The 15,768-nt window shown below is 68.3% G+C and carries 14 protein-coding genes; 4 read left to right on the top strand and 10 right to left on the bottom strand.

Translation table 11 applies throughout. From position 1 onward, the window contains the following. Nucleotides 1-69: 69 nt before the first annotated feature. The 10 genes from ACVOME_RS06430 to trxA form a co-directional block, all read right to left on the bottom strand. Nucleotides 70-513 carry a DUF2147 domain-containing protein gene (locus ACVOME_RS06430; protein ID WP_053519945.1) on the bottom strand — a complete coding sequence of 148 codons (444 nt, stop codon included), beginning with the start codon at nt 511-513 and terminating at the stop codon, nt 70-72. Nucleotides 514-661: 148 nt separating this feature from the next. Beyond that, on the bottom strand, nt 662-1,066 hold the full coding sequence (gene gloA2, locus ACVOME_RS06425) for an SMU1112c/YaeR family gloxylase I-like metalloprotein (protein ID WP_481504848.1): 405 nt from the start codon (nt 1,064-1,066) through the stop codon (nt 662-664). Next, nucleotides 1,063-2,133, bottom strand: a complete 1,071-nt coding sequence (locus ACVOME_RS06420; RefSeq protein ID WP_180876106.1) for a serine hydrolase domain-containing protein — start codon at nt 2,131-2,133, stop codon at nt 1,063-1,065. The genes gloA2 and ACVOME_RS06420 overlap by 4 nt, the downstream gene beginning before the upstream one ends. Before the next feature lie 16 nt (nt 2,134-2,149). Then, on the bottom strand, nt 2,150-4,081 hold the full coding sequence (locus ACVOME_RS06415) for a DUF885 domain-containing protein (RefSeq protein ID WP_065181825.1): 1,932 nt from the start codon (nt 4,079-4,081) through the stop codon (nt 2,150-2,152). A 94-nt stretch (nt 4,082-4,175) separates the two neighbouring features. Next, nucleotides 4,176-4,961, bottom strand: coding sequence for a queuosine precursor transporter (locus tag ACVOME_RS06410; protein ID WP_053520127.1), 786 nt, complete (start codon nt 4,959-4,961; stop codon nt 4,176-4,178). Then, on the bottom strand, nt 4,958-5,641 hold the full coding sequence (locus tag ACVOME_RS06405) for a DUF502 domain-containing protein (protein ID WP_053520126.1): 684 nt from the start codon (nt 5,639-5,641) through the stop codon (nt 4,958-4,960). The genes ACVOME_RS06410 and ACVOME_RS06405 overlap by 4 nt, the downstream gene beginning before the upstream one ends. Nucleotides 5,642-5,695: 54 nt before the next feature. Further along, nucleotides 5,696-6,148: a DUF4442 domain-containing protein gene (locus tag ACVOME_RS06400; protein WP_065174907.1), complete on the bottom strand. Its 453-nt coding sequence runs from the start codon at nt 6,146-6,148 to the stop codon at nt 5,696-5,698. Between the two features lie 77 nt (nt 6,149-6,225). Further along, nucleotides 6,226-7,851: a CHASE2 domain-containing protein gene (locus ACVOME_RS06395; RefSeq protein WP_262100418.1), complete on the bottom strand. Its 1,626-nt coding sequence runs from the start codon at nt 7,849-7,851 to the stop codon at nt 6,226-6,228. Then, entirely contained in the window at nt 7,848-9,512 is a 1,665-nt protein-coding gene (locus ACVOME_RS06390) for a FecR family protein (RefSeq protein ID WP_481504847.1), read from the bottom strand. Before ACVOME_RS06390 ends, ACVOME_RS06395 begins: the two co-directional genes overlap by 4 nt. 153 nt (nt 9,513-9,665) lie before the next feature. Further along, nucleotides 9,666-10,523, bottom strand: coding sequence for a thioredoxin (gene trxA / locus ACVOME_RS06385; protein ID WP_053520124.1), 858 nt, complete (start codon nt 10,521-10,523; stop codon nt 9,666-9,668). A 123-nt stretch (nt 10,524-10,646) separates the two neighbouring features. Between trxA and ACVOME_RS06380 the strand changes: the two genes are divergently transcribed. The 4 genes from ACVOME_RS06380 to holA all read left to right on the top strand — a co-directional run bounded on the left by ACVOME_RS06380 (nt 10,647) and on the right by holA (nt 15,768). Continuing rightward, nucleotides 10,647-11,249 (top strand): DUF998 domain-containing protein, encoded by a 603-nt coding sequence (locus ACVOME_RS06380; RefSeq protein WP_481504846.1) that lies wholly within the window; start codon nt 10,647-10,649, stop codon nt 11,247-11,249. A gap of 105 nt (nt 11,250-11,354) precedes the next feature. Further along, on the top strand, nt 11,355-13,997 hold the full coding sequence (gene leuS / locus ACVOME_RS06375; protein WP_481504845.1) for a leucine--tRNA ligase: 2,643 nt from the start codon (nt 11,355-11,357) through the stop codon (nt 13,995-13,997). A 137-nt stretch (nt 13,998-14,134) separates the two neighbouring features. Next, nucleotides 14,135-14,719 (top strand): LPS-assembly lipoprotein LptE, encoded by a 585-nt coding sequence (locus ACVOME_RS06370; RefSeq protein ID WP_053520122.1) that lies wholly within the window; start codon nt 14,135-14,137, stop codon nt 14,717-14,719. An 11-nt stretch (nt 14,720-14,730) separates the two neighbouring features. Beyond that, nucleotides 14,731-15,768 (top strand): DNA polymerase III subunit delta, encoded by a 1,038-nt coding sequence (gene holA, locus ACVOME_RS06365; RefSeq protein WP_053520121.1) that lies wholly within the window; start codon nt 14,731-14,733, stop codon nt 15,766-15,768.

Here is a 15,768-nt window from a genome sequence, read left to right as displayed (position 1 = left end):
ATCGCATGCCCGCAACGAGGTGACCCGGCCGGGGCCGGGGCCACGGGAATGCACGGACGGGCCGGTGGCCTACTCGCGTACCCAGGTCTGCGCCCGGCAGATGAAGGCGATGCAGCCGGAGACGTCCAGCTTGTTGCCACCCGGCTGCAGTTCCATCTTCGACTTGTAGGTCTTGCCGTTGGCGGGGTCGAGGATGGTGCCGCCGGACCACTTGCTGGCGCCGTCGGCCTTCAGGTTCCAGAGGATGGTCATGCCCTTCACCGGCTTGTTCCTGTTGGCACCCTCACAGCCATCGCAGACCGGGTTCGGACCCTTGTCCGAGTGCAGGATGTCCACCACCTTGCCGGACAGCGTGCCGTTGGCGGCCTGGCTGATCTCGACGATGGACTTCACCTGGCCGGTCTTGTCGTCGATGGTCTTCCAGCGGCCGGCCGCGCCATCGGCGGCCTGCGCCGAGAGCGCCGCCAGGCACAGCGGCAGCGCCAGCAGCAGGGTCTTGAAGGTCTTGCGCATGGTCCCCTCCCAGGGGTCATTCCGGCACGGTGCCGGTACACGCCGACTGTATACCCATTCGGCGGGGTATGGGGAAGGGGGTGCCGGGTCGAGCAGGTGAGTGGGGCCAGATCCTTTCCCGATGGAAAAGGGATCTGACCCCGAGCCATCAGCCGACTTCGTAGAGTTCCAGCGGCAGGCCGTCCGGGTCGGCGAAGAAGGTGAAGCGGCGGCCGGTGTATTCGTCCACGCGGACCGGTTCGCAGTCCACGCCGCAGCTGGCCAGGCGCTGGATGAATGGCTCCAGCGCGGCCACGCGGAAGGCCAAGTGACGCAGGCCCTGTGCCTCCGGGTGGCTGGGCCGGGGCGGTGGTGACGGGAACGAGAACAGTTCCAGCTGGCCGCCATCGGGCAGTGCCAGGTCCAGCTTCCACGAATCGCGCGCGGCACGGTGGTTCTCGGCCAGTACGCGCAGGCCGAGGATGCGCACGTAGAAATCCTTCGAGCGCGCATAGTCGCTGCAGATCAGCGCGGCATGATGGATGCCCAGCAGGGCGGTCGGATCGTCGGTCATTGCAGGATGTCCAGCCAGCGCTGGGCGATCTTCAGCGCCAGCGGATAGGGTTCGGGGTCGTTGCGGTTGCTCAGCACGATCACTGTCAGATGCCGGTCCGGATAGCGCAGGATGACGTTGCGGAAGCCGATGCTTTCGCCGCTGTGCCACTGCATGCGGCCGTTGAGGCGCCAGCCGAAGCCGTAATGCGGTACGTCCGGTTCGGTGGTTGCGGTGGCCGGGCTGAACATGGCCCGCCGCGATGCGGCTGAAAGCAGGCGGTCGTCGTACAGTGCGGCATCCCAGCGGGCGAGGTCGTCCAGCGAGGAATAGATGCCACCATCACCCAGCACGGCACTGGTGGTGCTCTGGTCGGTGCGCTGCCAGCGACCGTCGAGCCAGCTGTAGCCGTAGGCCCGCGCAGTGACCGTATCGACGCCGTCCTGGTGGGCGACGGTGTGGGTCATGTGCAGCGGGCCGAAGATCCGCTGCTGCAGGAAGGTGGCGAAATCCTGGCCCGACGCGCGCCCGACGATCAGCGCCAGCAGCGCATATCCGCTGTTGCTGTAGCGGTACGCAGTGCCCGGTGTGAAATCCAGCCGGTCCTCGCGTGCGAGCAGCGCCAGCACGTCCGCATCGTGCACCTGGCGGCTGTCGGCGGGGTCCATCAGGCCCTCATAGTCGGGCAGACCGCTGGTATGCGACAGCAGGTGACGGAGGGTGACGGAGGACGCCGCAGTGGGAAGTTCCGGCAGCCAGCGTCGCACTGGCTGGTCCAGGCCCAGGCGGCCCTCTTCCACCAGCAGCAGCACGGCGGCGGCGGTGAACTGCTTGCTCACCGAGGCCAGCCGGAAATTGCTGGCCGCGGTCACCGCGGTGCCATCTTCCACCACCGCCAGGCCGTACCCGCGGCGGAACACCGCCTGCCCATCGTGCAGCACCAGTACCGCTGCTCCCGGCACCTGGCCATCATAGGCCTGCATCAGGCCATCGATGCCCGCATCCGGTGGCATCACCGCCGGTGCGGCAGGCGCGGCCTGCGGCAGCAGGGCCAGTACGGCAGCGAACACGACGGTGGCGGGACGCATGAGGGCTCCGTGGCGATCAGGGGGTGGGCGCGGACCCCGGCGGCTGTGACAGCCATCGTTCCATCTTCCGCTCCAGCACGTCCAGCGGCATCGAGCCGTCCTTCAGCAGTTCGGCATGGAAACGGCGCAGGTCGAATGCCGCACCCTGGCGTGCCTTGGCCTTGTCGCGCAGTGCCAGCAGGGTCGTCAGGCCGGCCACGTTGGACAGCGCCTGCGCGGGCTGGGCCATGATCCGCTCCACTTCGGCATTGGCATCATCGCTGCTCATGTCCACGGTCTTCTGCAGGTAGGCGACGGCCTGCTGCTTGCTCCAGCCCTGGGCATGCACGCCGGTGTCGGCGACCACGCGCGCTGCGCGCAGCAGGCGCGAGGAGAGATAGCCGATGCGATCGTAGGGATCGGTGTAGACGCCCAGCGTTTCCCCCAGCGTTTCCGAGTACAGGCCCCAGCCTTCGATGAAGGCCAGGTCGCCGCCGGCACGCCGGAAGCGCGGCTGCTTGGCCAGCTCCTGCTGCAGACCCAGTTGCACGTGGTGGCCGGGAATGCCTTCATGCAGGTACTGCACCGGCACGTTCCAGCGCTTGCGGCTGGGCAGGTCGCGGGTGTTCACATACAGCACCCCGGCCTCGCCGGGCTGTGTCGGCTGGTAGGAGGCCGCGGCCGCGGTGAGCGCACGCTCGGGCTCCACTGCACGGATGTCCAGGGCAGCCTTCGGCAGCGTGTCGAGCACCTGCGGCAGGCGCGTGGCGACCTGCTGCTGCACCTGGCGGTAGCGGCCGAGCAGCGCGTTGGCGTCGCCATACTGGAACTGGCGATCACTGCGCATGCTGCGCAGAAGCTTGGTCGGCGTGCCGCGCAGCTTCGCATCCTTCATCACTGCGGCGATCTGCGCCTGCAGCTCCTGCACGCGCTGTTCGCCGAGCGCATGCCATTGCGCGGGTGTCTGTTCGCTGGCCGTGGTCTGCACGATCAGGTTGGCGTACCACGCCTGGCCATTGGGCAGGGCCCCCAGACCGCTGCTGGTCCGCGTGGCCGGCAGGTACTCGGTGGCGATGAAGCCGCGCAGGGCGCGGTAGGACGGCATGATGCGCAGTTCGATCATGCGCTTGTACTCGGCACTGATGCGCGCCTTGTCCTCGGCGGAAATCGACTCCGGCATGGTCCGGATCGGCGACCAGAAGATGCTTTCCTCGGCGGTCGGCTTGATCACCGCATCCAGCTGCGGCAGCACTTTTTCCATCAGGTCGCGCGGCTGCACCACACCGGCCTTCATGCCCTGGCGCATGTTGTCGATGGCCTGGTCGAACAGCGCCGGAATGCCCAGCGAGCGGCGCGACCAGGTGTCGTAGTCCTGCACGGTATTGAACGGCTGCGCACCCGCGCCGGCACCGAGAATGGCCATGATGCTGCCGACGTTGTAGTACTGGCTGATCGGCATCATCCAGCTGGGATACGGCTCGGCGGCCAAGGTCGCGCGCGCGTCGCGCACGAAGATCTCGTAGCTCAGCAGGTCCTGGCCCTGCAGGCCGTCGCTGCCGATCTTCTCGACCTTGCCCAGCCACTCTACGGTGAAGTCATGCGACTGCTGGCGCCACGCCGCGGACAGGATGTTCGGCAGCTGGTCGTTGTAGCGGGTTTCGCCCTGGAAGGTCGCCTGCAGCGGGTTCAACCGCATCGACGCATCCCAGTATTCGTCATAGAGGCGCTCCAGCTGGACCGTTTTGGGCACAGTGCGGGCGGCGGCGACCGGGCGCGCGGGGGAGCGGGTGGCGCTGCGTGCCGGTGCGGTGGCGCGCGTGCTGGGCCGCGCCTTGGGCTTGGCCGCCGGACGGCTCTGCGTCGCAGCGGGCCGGCTGGCCTTCTTCTTCGCAGCTTCGGCCGACGGAACGGCGCTGAACAGGAACAACGCGGCAATGGCGGCGGCCAGGGCGCGGGTGGAATACGGCATCAGGAGCTTCCGTGGAACACAGACCGTGGAGCTTGCACGATCCGGCCGCGTACGGCCAGCGCGGGGGCGCAGTCAGCTGGCGCCCGCTGGGTCTTCAGTCAGCCGCGGCCGCAGCCCGCAGCGCGGCCGCGCGCTCGACACCCAGGTATCGGGTGATCGCACGGCGCATCAGGTACAGCAGGGGAATCAGGGCGATCGCAAAGCCCATCTTGTAGACGTAGTTGACGCTGCTCACCGCCAGGAACAGCGATGTCGGCCACTGCTGCGGGCCGAGCACGAAAGCGATCCAGATCACCACGAAGCTGTCCACCAGCTGCGAGACCGCGGTGGAACCGGTAGCGCGCAACCAGACGTGGCGCTCGCCGGTGGCCTGCCGGATCCTGTGGAACACGGCCACGTCGATCAGCTGGCCGAGCAGGAAGGCCACCAGCGAACCAGCAATGGTCCACATGCCCTGGCCGAACACCGCGGCGAACGCGGCCTGGTAGTCGGGCACGCCATGGGCGTTCATCGAGGTGACCCACCAGCTGGCCGGCGCCAGCGAGATCGCCGCGAAAGCGAACAGGAAGCCGTAGGCGATCAGCACCACCGCCAACCACGAGATGAAACGCACCCCGCGCTTGCCGAAGAACTCGTTGATGGTGTCGGTCATGATGAACACCACCGGCCACAGCAGTGTGCCGGCGGTGAAGCTCAACGATCCGGTCTGGCCGAACAGGTTCCAGTTCAGCGGGTCGATGCCGAGCGTGTCTTCCAGCGCGAAGATCTTCACTCCGATCAGCTCGGCCAGCACGGCATTGCCGCAGAAGAACGCGGCCAGCACGATGAACAGCAGGACCGCGCGGTCCTGCAGCGGGCGCTCGACCGGCGTCGTGCTCATTCGGTGCGTTCGCCCGCGCGGGTGAACGGCACGCTGGCTGGCGCCACAGCACCACCGGAAATGATGAAGCTCATCGCCTGGTCCACGGTCCAGTCGGTGGGTGTGAGCAGTTCCACCGGCACGATTTCAAGATAGCCGGAGGTCGGGTTCGGCGTGGTCGGCACGTACACCGCTGCCAGTTCGCGGTCGGTACCGTGTTCCTTGATCACCCGCGTGACCAGGCCGACCGACTTCATGTCGCGGTGCGGGAAGTCGATCAGCACGACGCGCTGCGTGCTGCCGGGTTCGGTCTGCAGCATGTCCAGCAGCTTCTTGGCGCTGTCGTAGATGATGCTGGCCAGCGGGATCCGCTTGATCACCGCGCCGATCCAGCGCAGCAGGCGCTGGCCGAGCACGCGGCGGCTGGCCACGCCCACGGCCAGGATCACCAGCAGCGTCGCCAGCAGCGCGATGGTGTTCTGGATCCACTCCGCGCGCACCCAGCCCAGGTAATGCGGGAAGCTGGTCGCGATCTGCTCCGACAGGGGCACCACCAGCGGGCTGGAGATGCCCGACAGCAGCACGAACACGAATTTGACCACGACCCAGGTGAGCCAGATCGGCAGCAGGGTCAGCAGGCCGGTCAGGAACAGGCGCTGCAGGGAGGGGCGGGGGACCAGGGAGGGGGCTTCGAGCGACATGGGCGCATTGTAGCGGCCAGCGCTTGCCGATGATGCGGGGGAATGCGGCCGGGATCAGCGTGCGTGCGGCTTCAGCCGCAGGTAGACCTGCTTGCGCACCTGGGCGACCACCTCGCCGCTTTCATCGACCACATCGTTGCTGAACCAGCGCAGCACTTTGCCGCCGCCGGCAGCGTCGGCGCGCAGTTCGTCCAGCAGCGCATCGTCGATGCGGAACGACGTGCGCACGGTGCCGCGCCCCGGCTTGAGGAAGTCGATCGCGCCGGCGCGGTCCCACACGTAGTAGTCGCGGCCGAGAATATGCAGCAGGCCCAGCATCCAGAACGGGTCGGTCATCGCAAACAGGCTGCCACCGAAGTGGGTGCCCACGTAGTTGCGGTTCCAGGGGCGCTGGCGCAGCTCGACGTCGATCTGCCGGTAGTCCGGGCTGACCCGGGTGACGTGGATGCCGGTGAACAGGAAGGGCGGCCACAGGTTGATGCCGAAACGGAACAGGCGGGCGTTCATGTGCATCGCGAGGGCGGAGGGGCGGGCCCCAAGTCTAACCATTCGCATGCGTATGTTGTAGCTGTGCGCGGCGCGGGTCACCCTGCGGCGTCGATCACGTAGCCGTCGCGACCATTGGCCTTGGCCTGGTACAGCGCCGCGTCGGCACCTTCCACGAAATGGTGGGGTTGCAGCTCGCCGTTGGGGATGCGGGTATAGACGCCGATGGTCAGGGTGATGCCGCCGCCATGGCCTTCACCCGGTGCGGGCAGGGCGCGGATGCTCTGGATGAGGTCTTCGATCACCTGCCGCGCGCCCTCGGCCGGCGTATCCGGCAGCACCAGCGCGAACTCATCGCCGCCGTAGCGTGCCGCCTTGTCGCGCGGGCGACGCGCGTGCGCGGCTATCTGCTGCGCCACTTCGCGCAGTACGCGATCGCCGACCTGGTGACCGTGACGGTCGTTGTGGTGCTTGAAGTGATCGACGTCGATCAGCGCGAGCGTGAGTGGCTTGCCGCTGCGCCGTGCGGCATCGCATTCCTGCTGCAGCGACTGTTCGAAACGCAGCCGGTTGCCCAGGCCGGTCAGCGCGTCACGGTTGGCCAGCCGGTGCCAGGCCGCGATCCGCCATATCGCCCAGGCCAGCAGCACCAGCACGATGCCCAGCATCGCGCTGGCCGGTGCCCACCACAGGTTGCCGGCGCGCAGCAGCGCCCAGCTCAGCAGCGGGGCCAGCGGCAGCGAACAGAGCGCCGTCAGCCAGGGCAGGCGCAGGCCGAGGAGGATCACGCACAGCGCCACCAGCAGGCCACCGATGGCGTCCTGGCAGAGCCGTGGCAGGACGTGGATCTGCCTGCCCTGCAGCAGCATCGAGGCGATGTTGGCCTGGTACTCGCTGCCGCTCATCCAGTACTCGCGCGTGGTCGGCGTGAGCAGGCGCGGGGCGATGCCGCTGGCGGTCATTCCGACCACGATGCGTCGCCCATGCAGCATCGCCATGTCCACGTGGCCCTCGAGCACGTCGGCATAGGACACCTGCGGCAATCGTTCCGGCGGGCCGGCGTAGCGCACCCGCACGTAATCGTCGCGGCGCCACTGATAGGGGGAATCGACCTCCGGCTCGGGATCCGGCAGGCCGTCGATCGCGCTGGCGGGCAGTCCGGCCAGGGCCAGGCCCAGCGCAGGCCAATGCGGCTGGCCGATGCCGGCGCGCAGGTACACCCCACGGGCGACGCCATCGCCATCCACTTCGACATCGCTGTGGCCGATCGCCGCAGCGCTGGCCGCGATCAGTGGAATGGGCAGCAGTTCCTCGGCCATGCGGTCGCCGGCTGCCGGCGCCGCCAGCACGGGTAGTACGACGTGGCCATTGCGCCGGATCGCGGCGGCCAGGATTTCGTCCTGGCGGCTGTCGCGGCGGTCGGGTTCTGACAGCATCAGGTCCAGTGCGATGCGTTCAGCGCCGGCGTCGGTGAGGCGATCAAGCAGGCGCGCATGTACCGAGCGCGGCCATGGCCATTGGCCGATGCGCTGCAGGCTGCCTTCGTCGATGGCGATGATCAGCACGCTGGGGTCGGGTCGATAGTCCCAGCCGCCGACCATCGCGTCGTAGGCCGCTTCATCCTGGCGCCACAGCCACTGGCCATGGCTGGCCACGGCGGTCAGCACACCGGCCAGCACGGCCAGTGCGATCCGTCGGGACCATGGAAGCGGCGAACGCCTCATAACAACAGCCAGAGCAGCAGCGCACCGCCGCCGCCGGCGCCGTAGCACAGGCGGCAGGGCAGCTTGACCTGCTGCGCGGGCGAGAAATCGCCTGCGTGCCCGTCGTCGTCGATGTACTGCACGCGCACGTGCAGGGTGCCGCTCCATGGCCGCTTGAAGCTGACCTGGGGCTGCTCGACGGTTTCATCGAGCATCGGGCTGGCGAAGTCGCCACGACGATCCACCTGCACGCGGTAGCGCTGGCCTTCGCTGCCGGCCTGCCAGCGCAGGGTCAGTTGGCCATGCGCCGCCTCGGGCGGCTGCAGGGCAGGGTCCACCGGTTCGTTGGTCAGCTGCAGTGGCAGTGCTTGTCCATAGCGCCCCTGGTGGCCGTTGTCATCGCGCGAGGCAAGGCGCCAGTAGTACTGGCCCGGCGGCAGGGGCTGCGCCAGGCGCAGGTCGGTACCGGTGCTGGCCTGCTCCTGCAGCGGCTGCGTGAACGTCGGTTCTGCAGCGACCTGCAGCACGCTGCTGCTCGCGCCCGGGGCCTGGGTCCAGCGGAACCGGGGGCGATCGCTGTTGACGGTCTGGCCGTGCAGCGGAGAGACGGTCAACGGCGGCGGCGGTTGGTCGCTGAGTTCGAAGTCGGCACTGGCGTCCAGGCCCTCCACGCCCTGTGCGTCGACCGCACGCAGCAGCACACGCAGCTCGCCGGGCGGCAGATCGCCGATCGCCAGTCGCGTGTCGGCGGTGGTGGCGGCGAACAGCAGGATTTCCGGGGTGGCCGCCTGCACCACCTCCACCCGGTAGTGGTCGGCTCCGGCGACCGGGTCCCAGGCCAGCAGGCTCGGCAGCGGTGCCAGTTTCAGCTCATCCTGACGCAGCGTCGGCGCCGGCAGCAGCGCGGCCACGGCGGCGGGCGCCTTGTCGGCGCTGGCGTTGCGGCTGGCCTGACCCGGACGGACAAGGCGCTGGCCGTGGGTGTTGGCGACCTGCACCCGTCCTTCCAGCACTTCGGTGGCACCGATCCGGCCGGCATCGCCATCGCCGGCGCTGACGCGGAAGACCGTGCCGCGCACGCTGCTGGTCGCCGTCGGTGCATCGATGATGTAGCGCGATGCCGGGCCACGTGCCGGGGTGACTCGGTTGCTGGCGCGGCCCTGCTGCAGGCGCAGGCGGGTATCGACCATGCCGGTGCGGCCGTAGCGGCTGAGCTGGTCCAGGCGCAGGCGCGAATACTCGCGCAGCTGCAACCGCGAGGCATCGGCGAATTCGAGGGTGATGCTGGAGTCGCCTTCGGTTTCCACGGTGTCGCCGATGCGCAGCTGCTCTCCGGCCCGCACCGCGCGGGTGGCGCTGCCATCGCCGCCCACCAGCCCGACCTTGCCGCGCACGGACAGGACCCGTGCCGGCGCAGGCTCGGTGCGCAGCCAGCTGATCGGGAAGCGCAGCAGCTGGCCCGGCGGCAGCTGATAGGGATTGGCGATGCGGTTGTGCTGCTGCAGCTGCTGCCAGGGCACGGAAGGCTTCAGGTACAGGCCACCCAGGTCCCAGAGGGTGTCACCGGGACGGACCCGGTAGTTCCAGTCCTGTGCGGCGGCGATGGCCGGCAGCAGCAGGAGGGCACACAGCAGGACACGTTGGAGGCGCGTAATGAAAGGCGAAGTGCGGACGAAGGTCACAGTTTGCAGTCCCGGCAATGCGGAGGCGCAGCAGCAAGACCCAATGGCCCCGACCCTCATCCCCCCGAATGGATCGCGGCGGCCGAACGGCCGCCATCGATCACATTATCGCCCGCGTTCAGTGCAGGGATTCTGAACGGGACAGGCTTCCGTTCAGAACAGCAGCGAGGCCATCTTCCTGCGGTACTGCCCGACCAGGTCCTCGTCGGAGATCACATTGAAGGCGTCGATCAGGGTCCTGCGCGGCAATCCGTCCTCGAAACCGCGGTCGATCCGCAGCATTTCCAGGAACTGGGCCAGGGCCGCCTCGTCCTGGCCCTCCAGCAGCAGCTGCACGCCCCGCAGATGGCGCGCCTTGAGGTCGCTGCCATCGGCGGCGATGCGTGATTCGAGCACCTCGGCGGCCGGGGCGTCCTTGAGTGCGGACGCGAAGGCCAGGCGTGCACGGGCGCGCACGGCGCGGTCGTCGGTGGCCAGGTTGGCCGGCAGGCGGTCGATCAGCGTACCGGCTTCATCCACGCCGCCGATCTGCAGCAGGGCCAGGGCCAGGTCGAGCTTCAGCTCGTCCTTGTCCGGTTCGGCGGCGATCTGCGCGCGCAGCACGTCCACCTGTGCCTGTGGGTCCAGCGGTGCTTCCTCCTCGCTGACCGTATCGCCGACATCAGCGGGGACGATGCCGTGCTGGGCCAGGAACTCGCGCAGCTGGCCCTCCGGGATGGCGCCGGGGAAGCCGTCCACCAGCTGCCCGTCCTTGACCAGGAACACGGTCGGCACCGAGCGGATCTGGAAGGCGGCAGCGATCTGCTGTTCCTTGTCGACATCGACCTTGGCCAGCTCAAAGGCGCCGTTGTACTCGCCGGCCAGCTTTTCCAGCATCGGTCCCAGCGTCTTGCACGGACCGCACCAGGTGGCCCAGAAATCGACCAGCACCGGCGTCTGCAGCGACTTCTGCAGGACTTCGGCCTCGAAGGTCGCAGTGGTGGCGTCGAATACGTAGGTCGTCTCGGTCATGGAGGAGGCATCGCTTGGCATCTGGAGAGGGATTCTATGGTGGCGGAACCTGTCCGTCTCAACCCGGGCCGCTGCAAATGGCCGACAATGCGGCCTTCCTGTTGCCGCTGTCGTGGAGCCTGCATGTCGTCGCCGTCCCCCTTGCTGCACCTGTCGGGCGTGATCGCCGCACTCGTCTTCGTGGCTGCGGTCATCGGCTTCGGTGCCGGCCTCGACGGCTATGCGCAGGCCCGCCATCCGGTGGCGTTGCTGGGCGCGCAGGGGATGCCGCATGCCCTGGGCTTCAATCTGCTGGGCTTCATGCTGCCGGGCCTGCTGGCGGTGGTGGTGGCCGAATGCCTGCGCCGGCAGCTGCCGGCCACCGCGGGCTGGGCCCCGCGTGTGGGCAGCCAGATGCTGCTGCTGGCCGGCCTGGCGTTCGCCGCCATGGGCGTGCTGCCGCTGGATGTGGATGACCTGCACGGGCTGGCCAGCCAGCTGCATGCCAGCGCCTGGATGGTATGGGTGCTGGGCTTCGTTGCCGGCGCCCTGCTGCTGGGCACGGCGCGCCTGCGCGACACACAGGGCCGGGCATTGGGCTGGGTGGCGCTGGCCTGTGGTGTGGTTGCCGCGTTGGCAGCCTTCGCCCTGCAGGGCGTGCTGCCGGCGCCTCTGTCGCAGCGGCTGGCCTTCGCCTGCTGGGCGGTCTGGCTGGCGTTGGCGCTGCCGCTGTCGCGGGCCCGTTGAGACGGTCGCGGGGCCGCCACCGGGCCCACAGCCGTCGGACAGGATTGGAGACGTTTGCCGCACTGCGGTACGCTGTACCGCTTTGCCGCCGCATCCGCGTGTTCCATGACCAGCGCTGAACCCAACGCCTACGACCCGCAGCAGGTTGAATCCGCCGCCCAGCAGTACTGGGACGCCACCCGCGCGTTCGAGGTCGACGAGACTTCCGACAAGCCGAAGTACTACTGCCTGTCGATGCTTCCGTACCCGTCCGGTGCGCTGCACATGGGGCACGTGCGCAATTACACGATCGGTGACGTGATCAGCCGCTACAAGCGCATGACCGGCCACAACGTGCTGCAGCCGATGGGCTGGGACGCGTTCGGCCTGCCGGCAGAAAACGCGGCGATCAAGAACAAAACCGCGCCGGCGGCGTGGACCTACAAGAACATCGACCACATGCGCAGCCAGCTGAAGTCGCTGGGTTATGCCATCGACTGGTCGCGCGAGTTCGCCACCTGCCGCCCGGACTATTACGTCCACGAGCAGCGCATGTTCACCCGTCTGATGCGCAAGGGCCTGGCCTACCGCCGCAACGCGGTGGTGAACTGGGACCCGGTCGACCAGACCGTGCTGGCCAACGAGCAGGTCATCGACGGCCGTGGCTGGCGTTCCGGTGCGCTGGTCGAGAAGCGTGAGATTCCGCAGTGGTTCCTGCGCATCACCGATTACGCCCAGGAGCTGCTGGACGGCCTGGACGAGCTGGACGGCTGGCCGGAATCGGTCAAGACCATGCAGCGCAACTGGATCGGTCGTTCCGAGGGCCTGGAGATCCAGTTCGACGTGCGCGACGTCGATGGCAGCGCGCTGGATCCGCTGCGCGTGTTCACCACCCGCCCGGACACCGTGATGGGCGTGACCTTCGTCTCGATCGCCGCCGAGCACCCGCTGGCGCTGCACGCAGCGAAGAACAATCCGGAACTGGCCGCGCTGCTGTCGGAAATGAAGCAGGGCGGCGTGTCCGAGGCCGAGCTGGAAACCCAGGAAAAGCGCGGCATGGATACCGGCCTGCGCGCCATCCATCCGGTCACCGGCGAGAAGGTGCCGGTGTGGGTCGCCAACTTCGTGCTGATGGGCTATGGCACCGGTGCGGTGATGGCCGTGCCCGGCCATGACCAGCGCGACAACGAAGTGGCCAACAAGTACGGCCTGCCGATCGTGCAGGTCATCGCGCTGAAGGATCCGCGCAATGACGACGAGCGCAATTGGGATGGCGCGCGCTGGCAGGACTGGTACAGCGACAAGAACCGTGCCTTCGAACTGATCAATTCGGCCGAGTTCGACGGGCTGGATTTCCAGGGCGCCTTTGAAGCCCTGGCCGAGCGTTTCGAGCGCAAGGCGCAGGGGCAGCGCCGCGTCAACTACCGCCTGCGCGACTGGGGCGTGAGCCGCCAGCGCTACTGGGGCTGCCCGATTCCGGTGATCTACTGCGCCAAGTGCGGCGCGGTACCGGTGCCGGAAGAGCAGCTGCCGGTGGTGCTGCCGGAGGACGTCGCGTTCTCCGGCACCGGTTCGCCGATCAAGACCGACCCGGAGTGGCGCAAGACCACCTGCCCGGAGTGCGGCGGTGCAGCCGAGCGCGAGACCGATACCTTCGACACCTTCATGGAGTCGAGCTGGTACTACGCGCGCTACACCTCGCCGGGCGCGCGTGATGCCGTGGACAAGCGCGGCAACTACTGGCTGCCGGTGGACCAGTACATCGGTGGCATCGAGCACGCGATCCTGCATCTGATGTACTTCCGCTTCTACCACAAGCTGCTGCGTGACGCGCGGATGGTGGACAGCAACGAACCGGCCCGCAATCTGCTGTGCCAGGGCATGGTGATCGCCGAGACCTATTACCGTCCGAACTCGGACGGTTCCAAGGACTGGATCAATCCCGCCGACGTGGAAGTGCAGCGTGACGAGCGCGGCCGCATCACCGGCGCGACCCTGATCGCCGACGGTCAGCCGGTGGTGGTCGGTGGCACCGAGAAGATGTCCAAGTCGAAGAACAACGGCGTGGACCCGCAGGCGATGGTCGGCAAGTATGGCGCCGACACCGTGCGGCTGTTCTCGATGTTCGCCGCACCGCCGGAACAGTCGCTGGAGTGGAACGAGGCCGGCGTGGACGGCATGGCCCGCTTCCTGCGTCGCCTGTGGGCCCAGGTGCAGAAGCATGCCGCCGAGGGTGCCGCCCCCGCGCTGGACGTGGCCGCGCTGGACGGTGGCCAGAAGGCGCTGCGCCGCAAGACCCACGAGACCATCGGCAAGGTCGGCGACGACTATGGCCGCCGCCACAGCTTCAACACCGCGATCGCTGCGGTGATGGAACTGATGAACGCGCTGGCCAAGTTCGAGGACGGCAGCGAACTTGGCCGCGCGGTGCGTCAGGAAGCACTGCAGGCCATCGTGCTGCTGCTGAATCCGATCACCCCGCATGCCAGCCACGCCCTGTGGCAGGTGCTTGGCCATGGCGAGACGCTGCTGGAGGACCAGCCGTTCCCGCAGGCCGACGCCAGCGCGCTGGTGCGCGACGCGCTGACCCTGGCCGTGCAGGTCAACGGCAAGCTGCGCGGCACCATCGAAGTGGCCGCCGATGCCGCTCGCGAGCAGGTCGAGGCGCTGGCCCTGGCCGAGCCGAATGCAGCGAAGTTCATGGAAGGCCTGACGGTGCGCAAGATCATCATCGTCCCGGGCAAGATCGTGAACATCGTCGCCGCCTGATGTACCCCGCACCGGCCGCCCCCCCGGCGGCCGGTGTTCCAGCAACGCGGGGGCATGCGGTTGATGGCCCTGCGTTCACGCGGTCTCGGGCACGCTGTCTGTTGCCGTGATCGCCCGGCTCCGCCAGACTGTTCTCCATGACCCGACTCCTGCTTGCCCTCGTTCTTGTCCTCGGCCTTGCCGGCTGTGGCTTCCATCTGCGCAACAAGCTGATGTTGCCGACCGACACCGCGCCGGTGAAGGTGGTCTCCACGGCCCCGTACAGTGAACTGGTCAAGCTGCTCAACCGCAGTCTGCAGGCGTCCGGCGCCAAGCTGGCAAGCGAGGATGGCAACGAACCCAGCACCCAGCTGCAAGTGTTGTCCGAGCGCTGGGGCGACCTGCCGATCGCGATCGACTCGCAGGGTCGTGCGCAGGAATACAGCCTGCGCTACGCGGTGATCTTCATCTTCCGGCGCGAGGATGGCAGCGAACTGGTGCCGCAGCAGGTGATCGAACTGTCGCGCGACTACGTGTCGCCGCCCACCGACGCGACCGGTACCACCACCGAGCGCGAGATCCTGGCCGATGAACTGCGCCGGGAGATGTCGGCCTCGATCATCCGCCGCATCGACAGCGTGGTCCGTGCCGAAGTCGCGAAGGGGGGCAGCCTGTCCGCGCCGAAGCCGGTCGATCCTGCGGTTCCGGCCGAGCCGACACCGGCACCGGCCATCAAGCCCTGACCGGGACCGGCATGGAACTGCGTCCGGAGCAGCTGGCCAGCCAGGGCGCTGATACCCCGCTTTCGCCGGTCTACCTGATCGCCGGCCCTGAGACGCTGCGCGTGCTGGAAGCCGCCGACGCGGTCCGTGCGCGGGCGCGCGCCGCCGGCATCGGTGAGCGCGAGGTGTTCGACGCCGATGGTCGCGACTTCGACTGGGGCCAGCTCGACGCCAGCTTCAACGCGCCGAGCCTGTTCAGTGCCCGTCGCCTGGTGGAAGTGCGGTTGCCCAGTGGCAAGCCGGGCAAGGACGGCGCCGAGGTGATCAGCCGGTTCTGTGCCGATCCGGCACCGGACGTCGTGCTGATGATCACCGCCAACGAATGGAGCAAGGCGCACCAGGGCAAGTGGGCTGAAGCGGTGGGCCGGGTCGGCGTGCTGTCGGTGGCCTGGGCGATCAAGCCGCATGAACTGCCCGACTGGATCGAGCGTCGCCTGCGCAGCAAAGGCCTGCGCGCGGATCCGGCCGCAGTGCAGCGCCTGGCCGAGCGCGTGGAAGGCAATCTGCTTGCCGCGGCGCAGGAGATCGACAAGCTGGCGCTGCTGGCCGATGGGCACGCGCTGGACGTGGAACGGATGGAATCGCTGGTGGCCGATGCCGCCCGCTATGACGTATTCCGGCTGGTGGAAGCCACGTTCTCCGGGCAACCGGCGGCGGTGCTGCGTATGCTTGCCGGCCTGCGCGGCGAAGGCGAGGCGGTGGCCGCGCTGATGCCGATCGTGATCCGGGAACTGCTGGCAGGTGCCGGGCTGGCGCGGGTGCAGGCACGCGGTGGCAACCTTGCCGCCGAGATGAAATCGCGCGGCATCTGGGAGTCGCGGCAGGCACCGTACAAGCGTGCGCTGCAGCGGCATCCGGAAGGCAAGCGCTGGGAACGTTTCGTGGCCGAGGCCGGGCTGGTCGACCGCATCGCCAAGGGGCGCGCCGACGGCGACGCCTGGCTGGCGCTGGAGCGCCTGCTGGTGGCCGTGGCCGAGCCGCGCGCCGTGCGGCTGCTGGCCCGGGCCTGA

This window comes from Stenotrophomonas sp. STEN008, from assembly GCF_056760435.1.
Note: the sequence above shows the minus strand (reverse complement) of the source record. Positions and strands in the feature narration are given on the sequence as shown.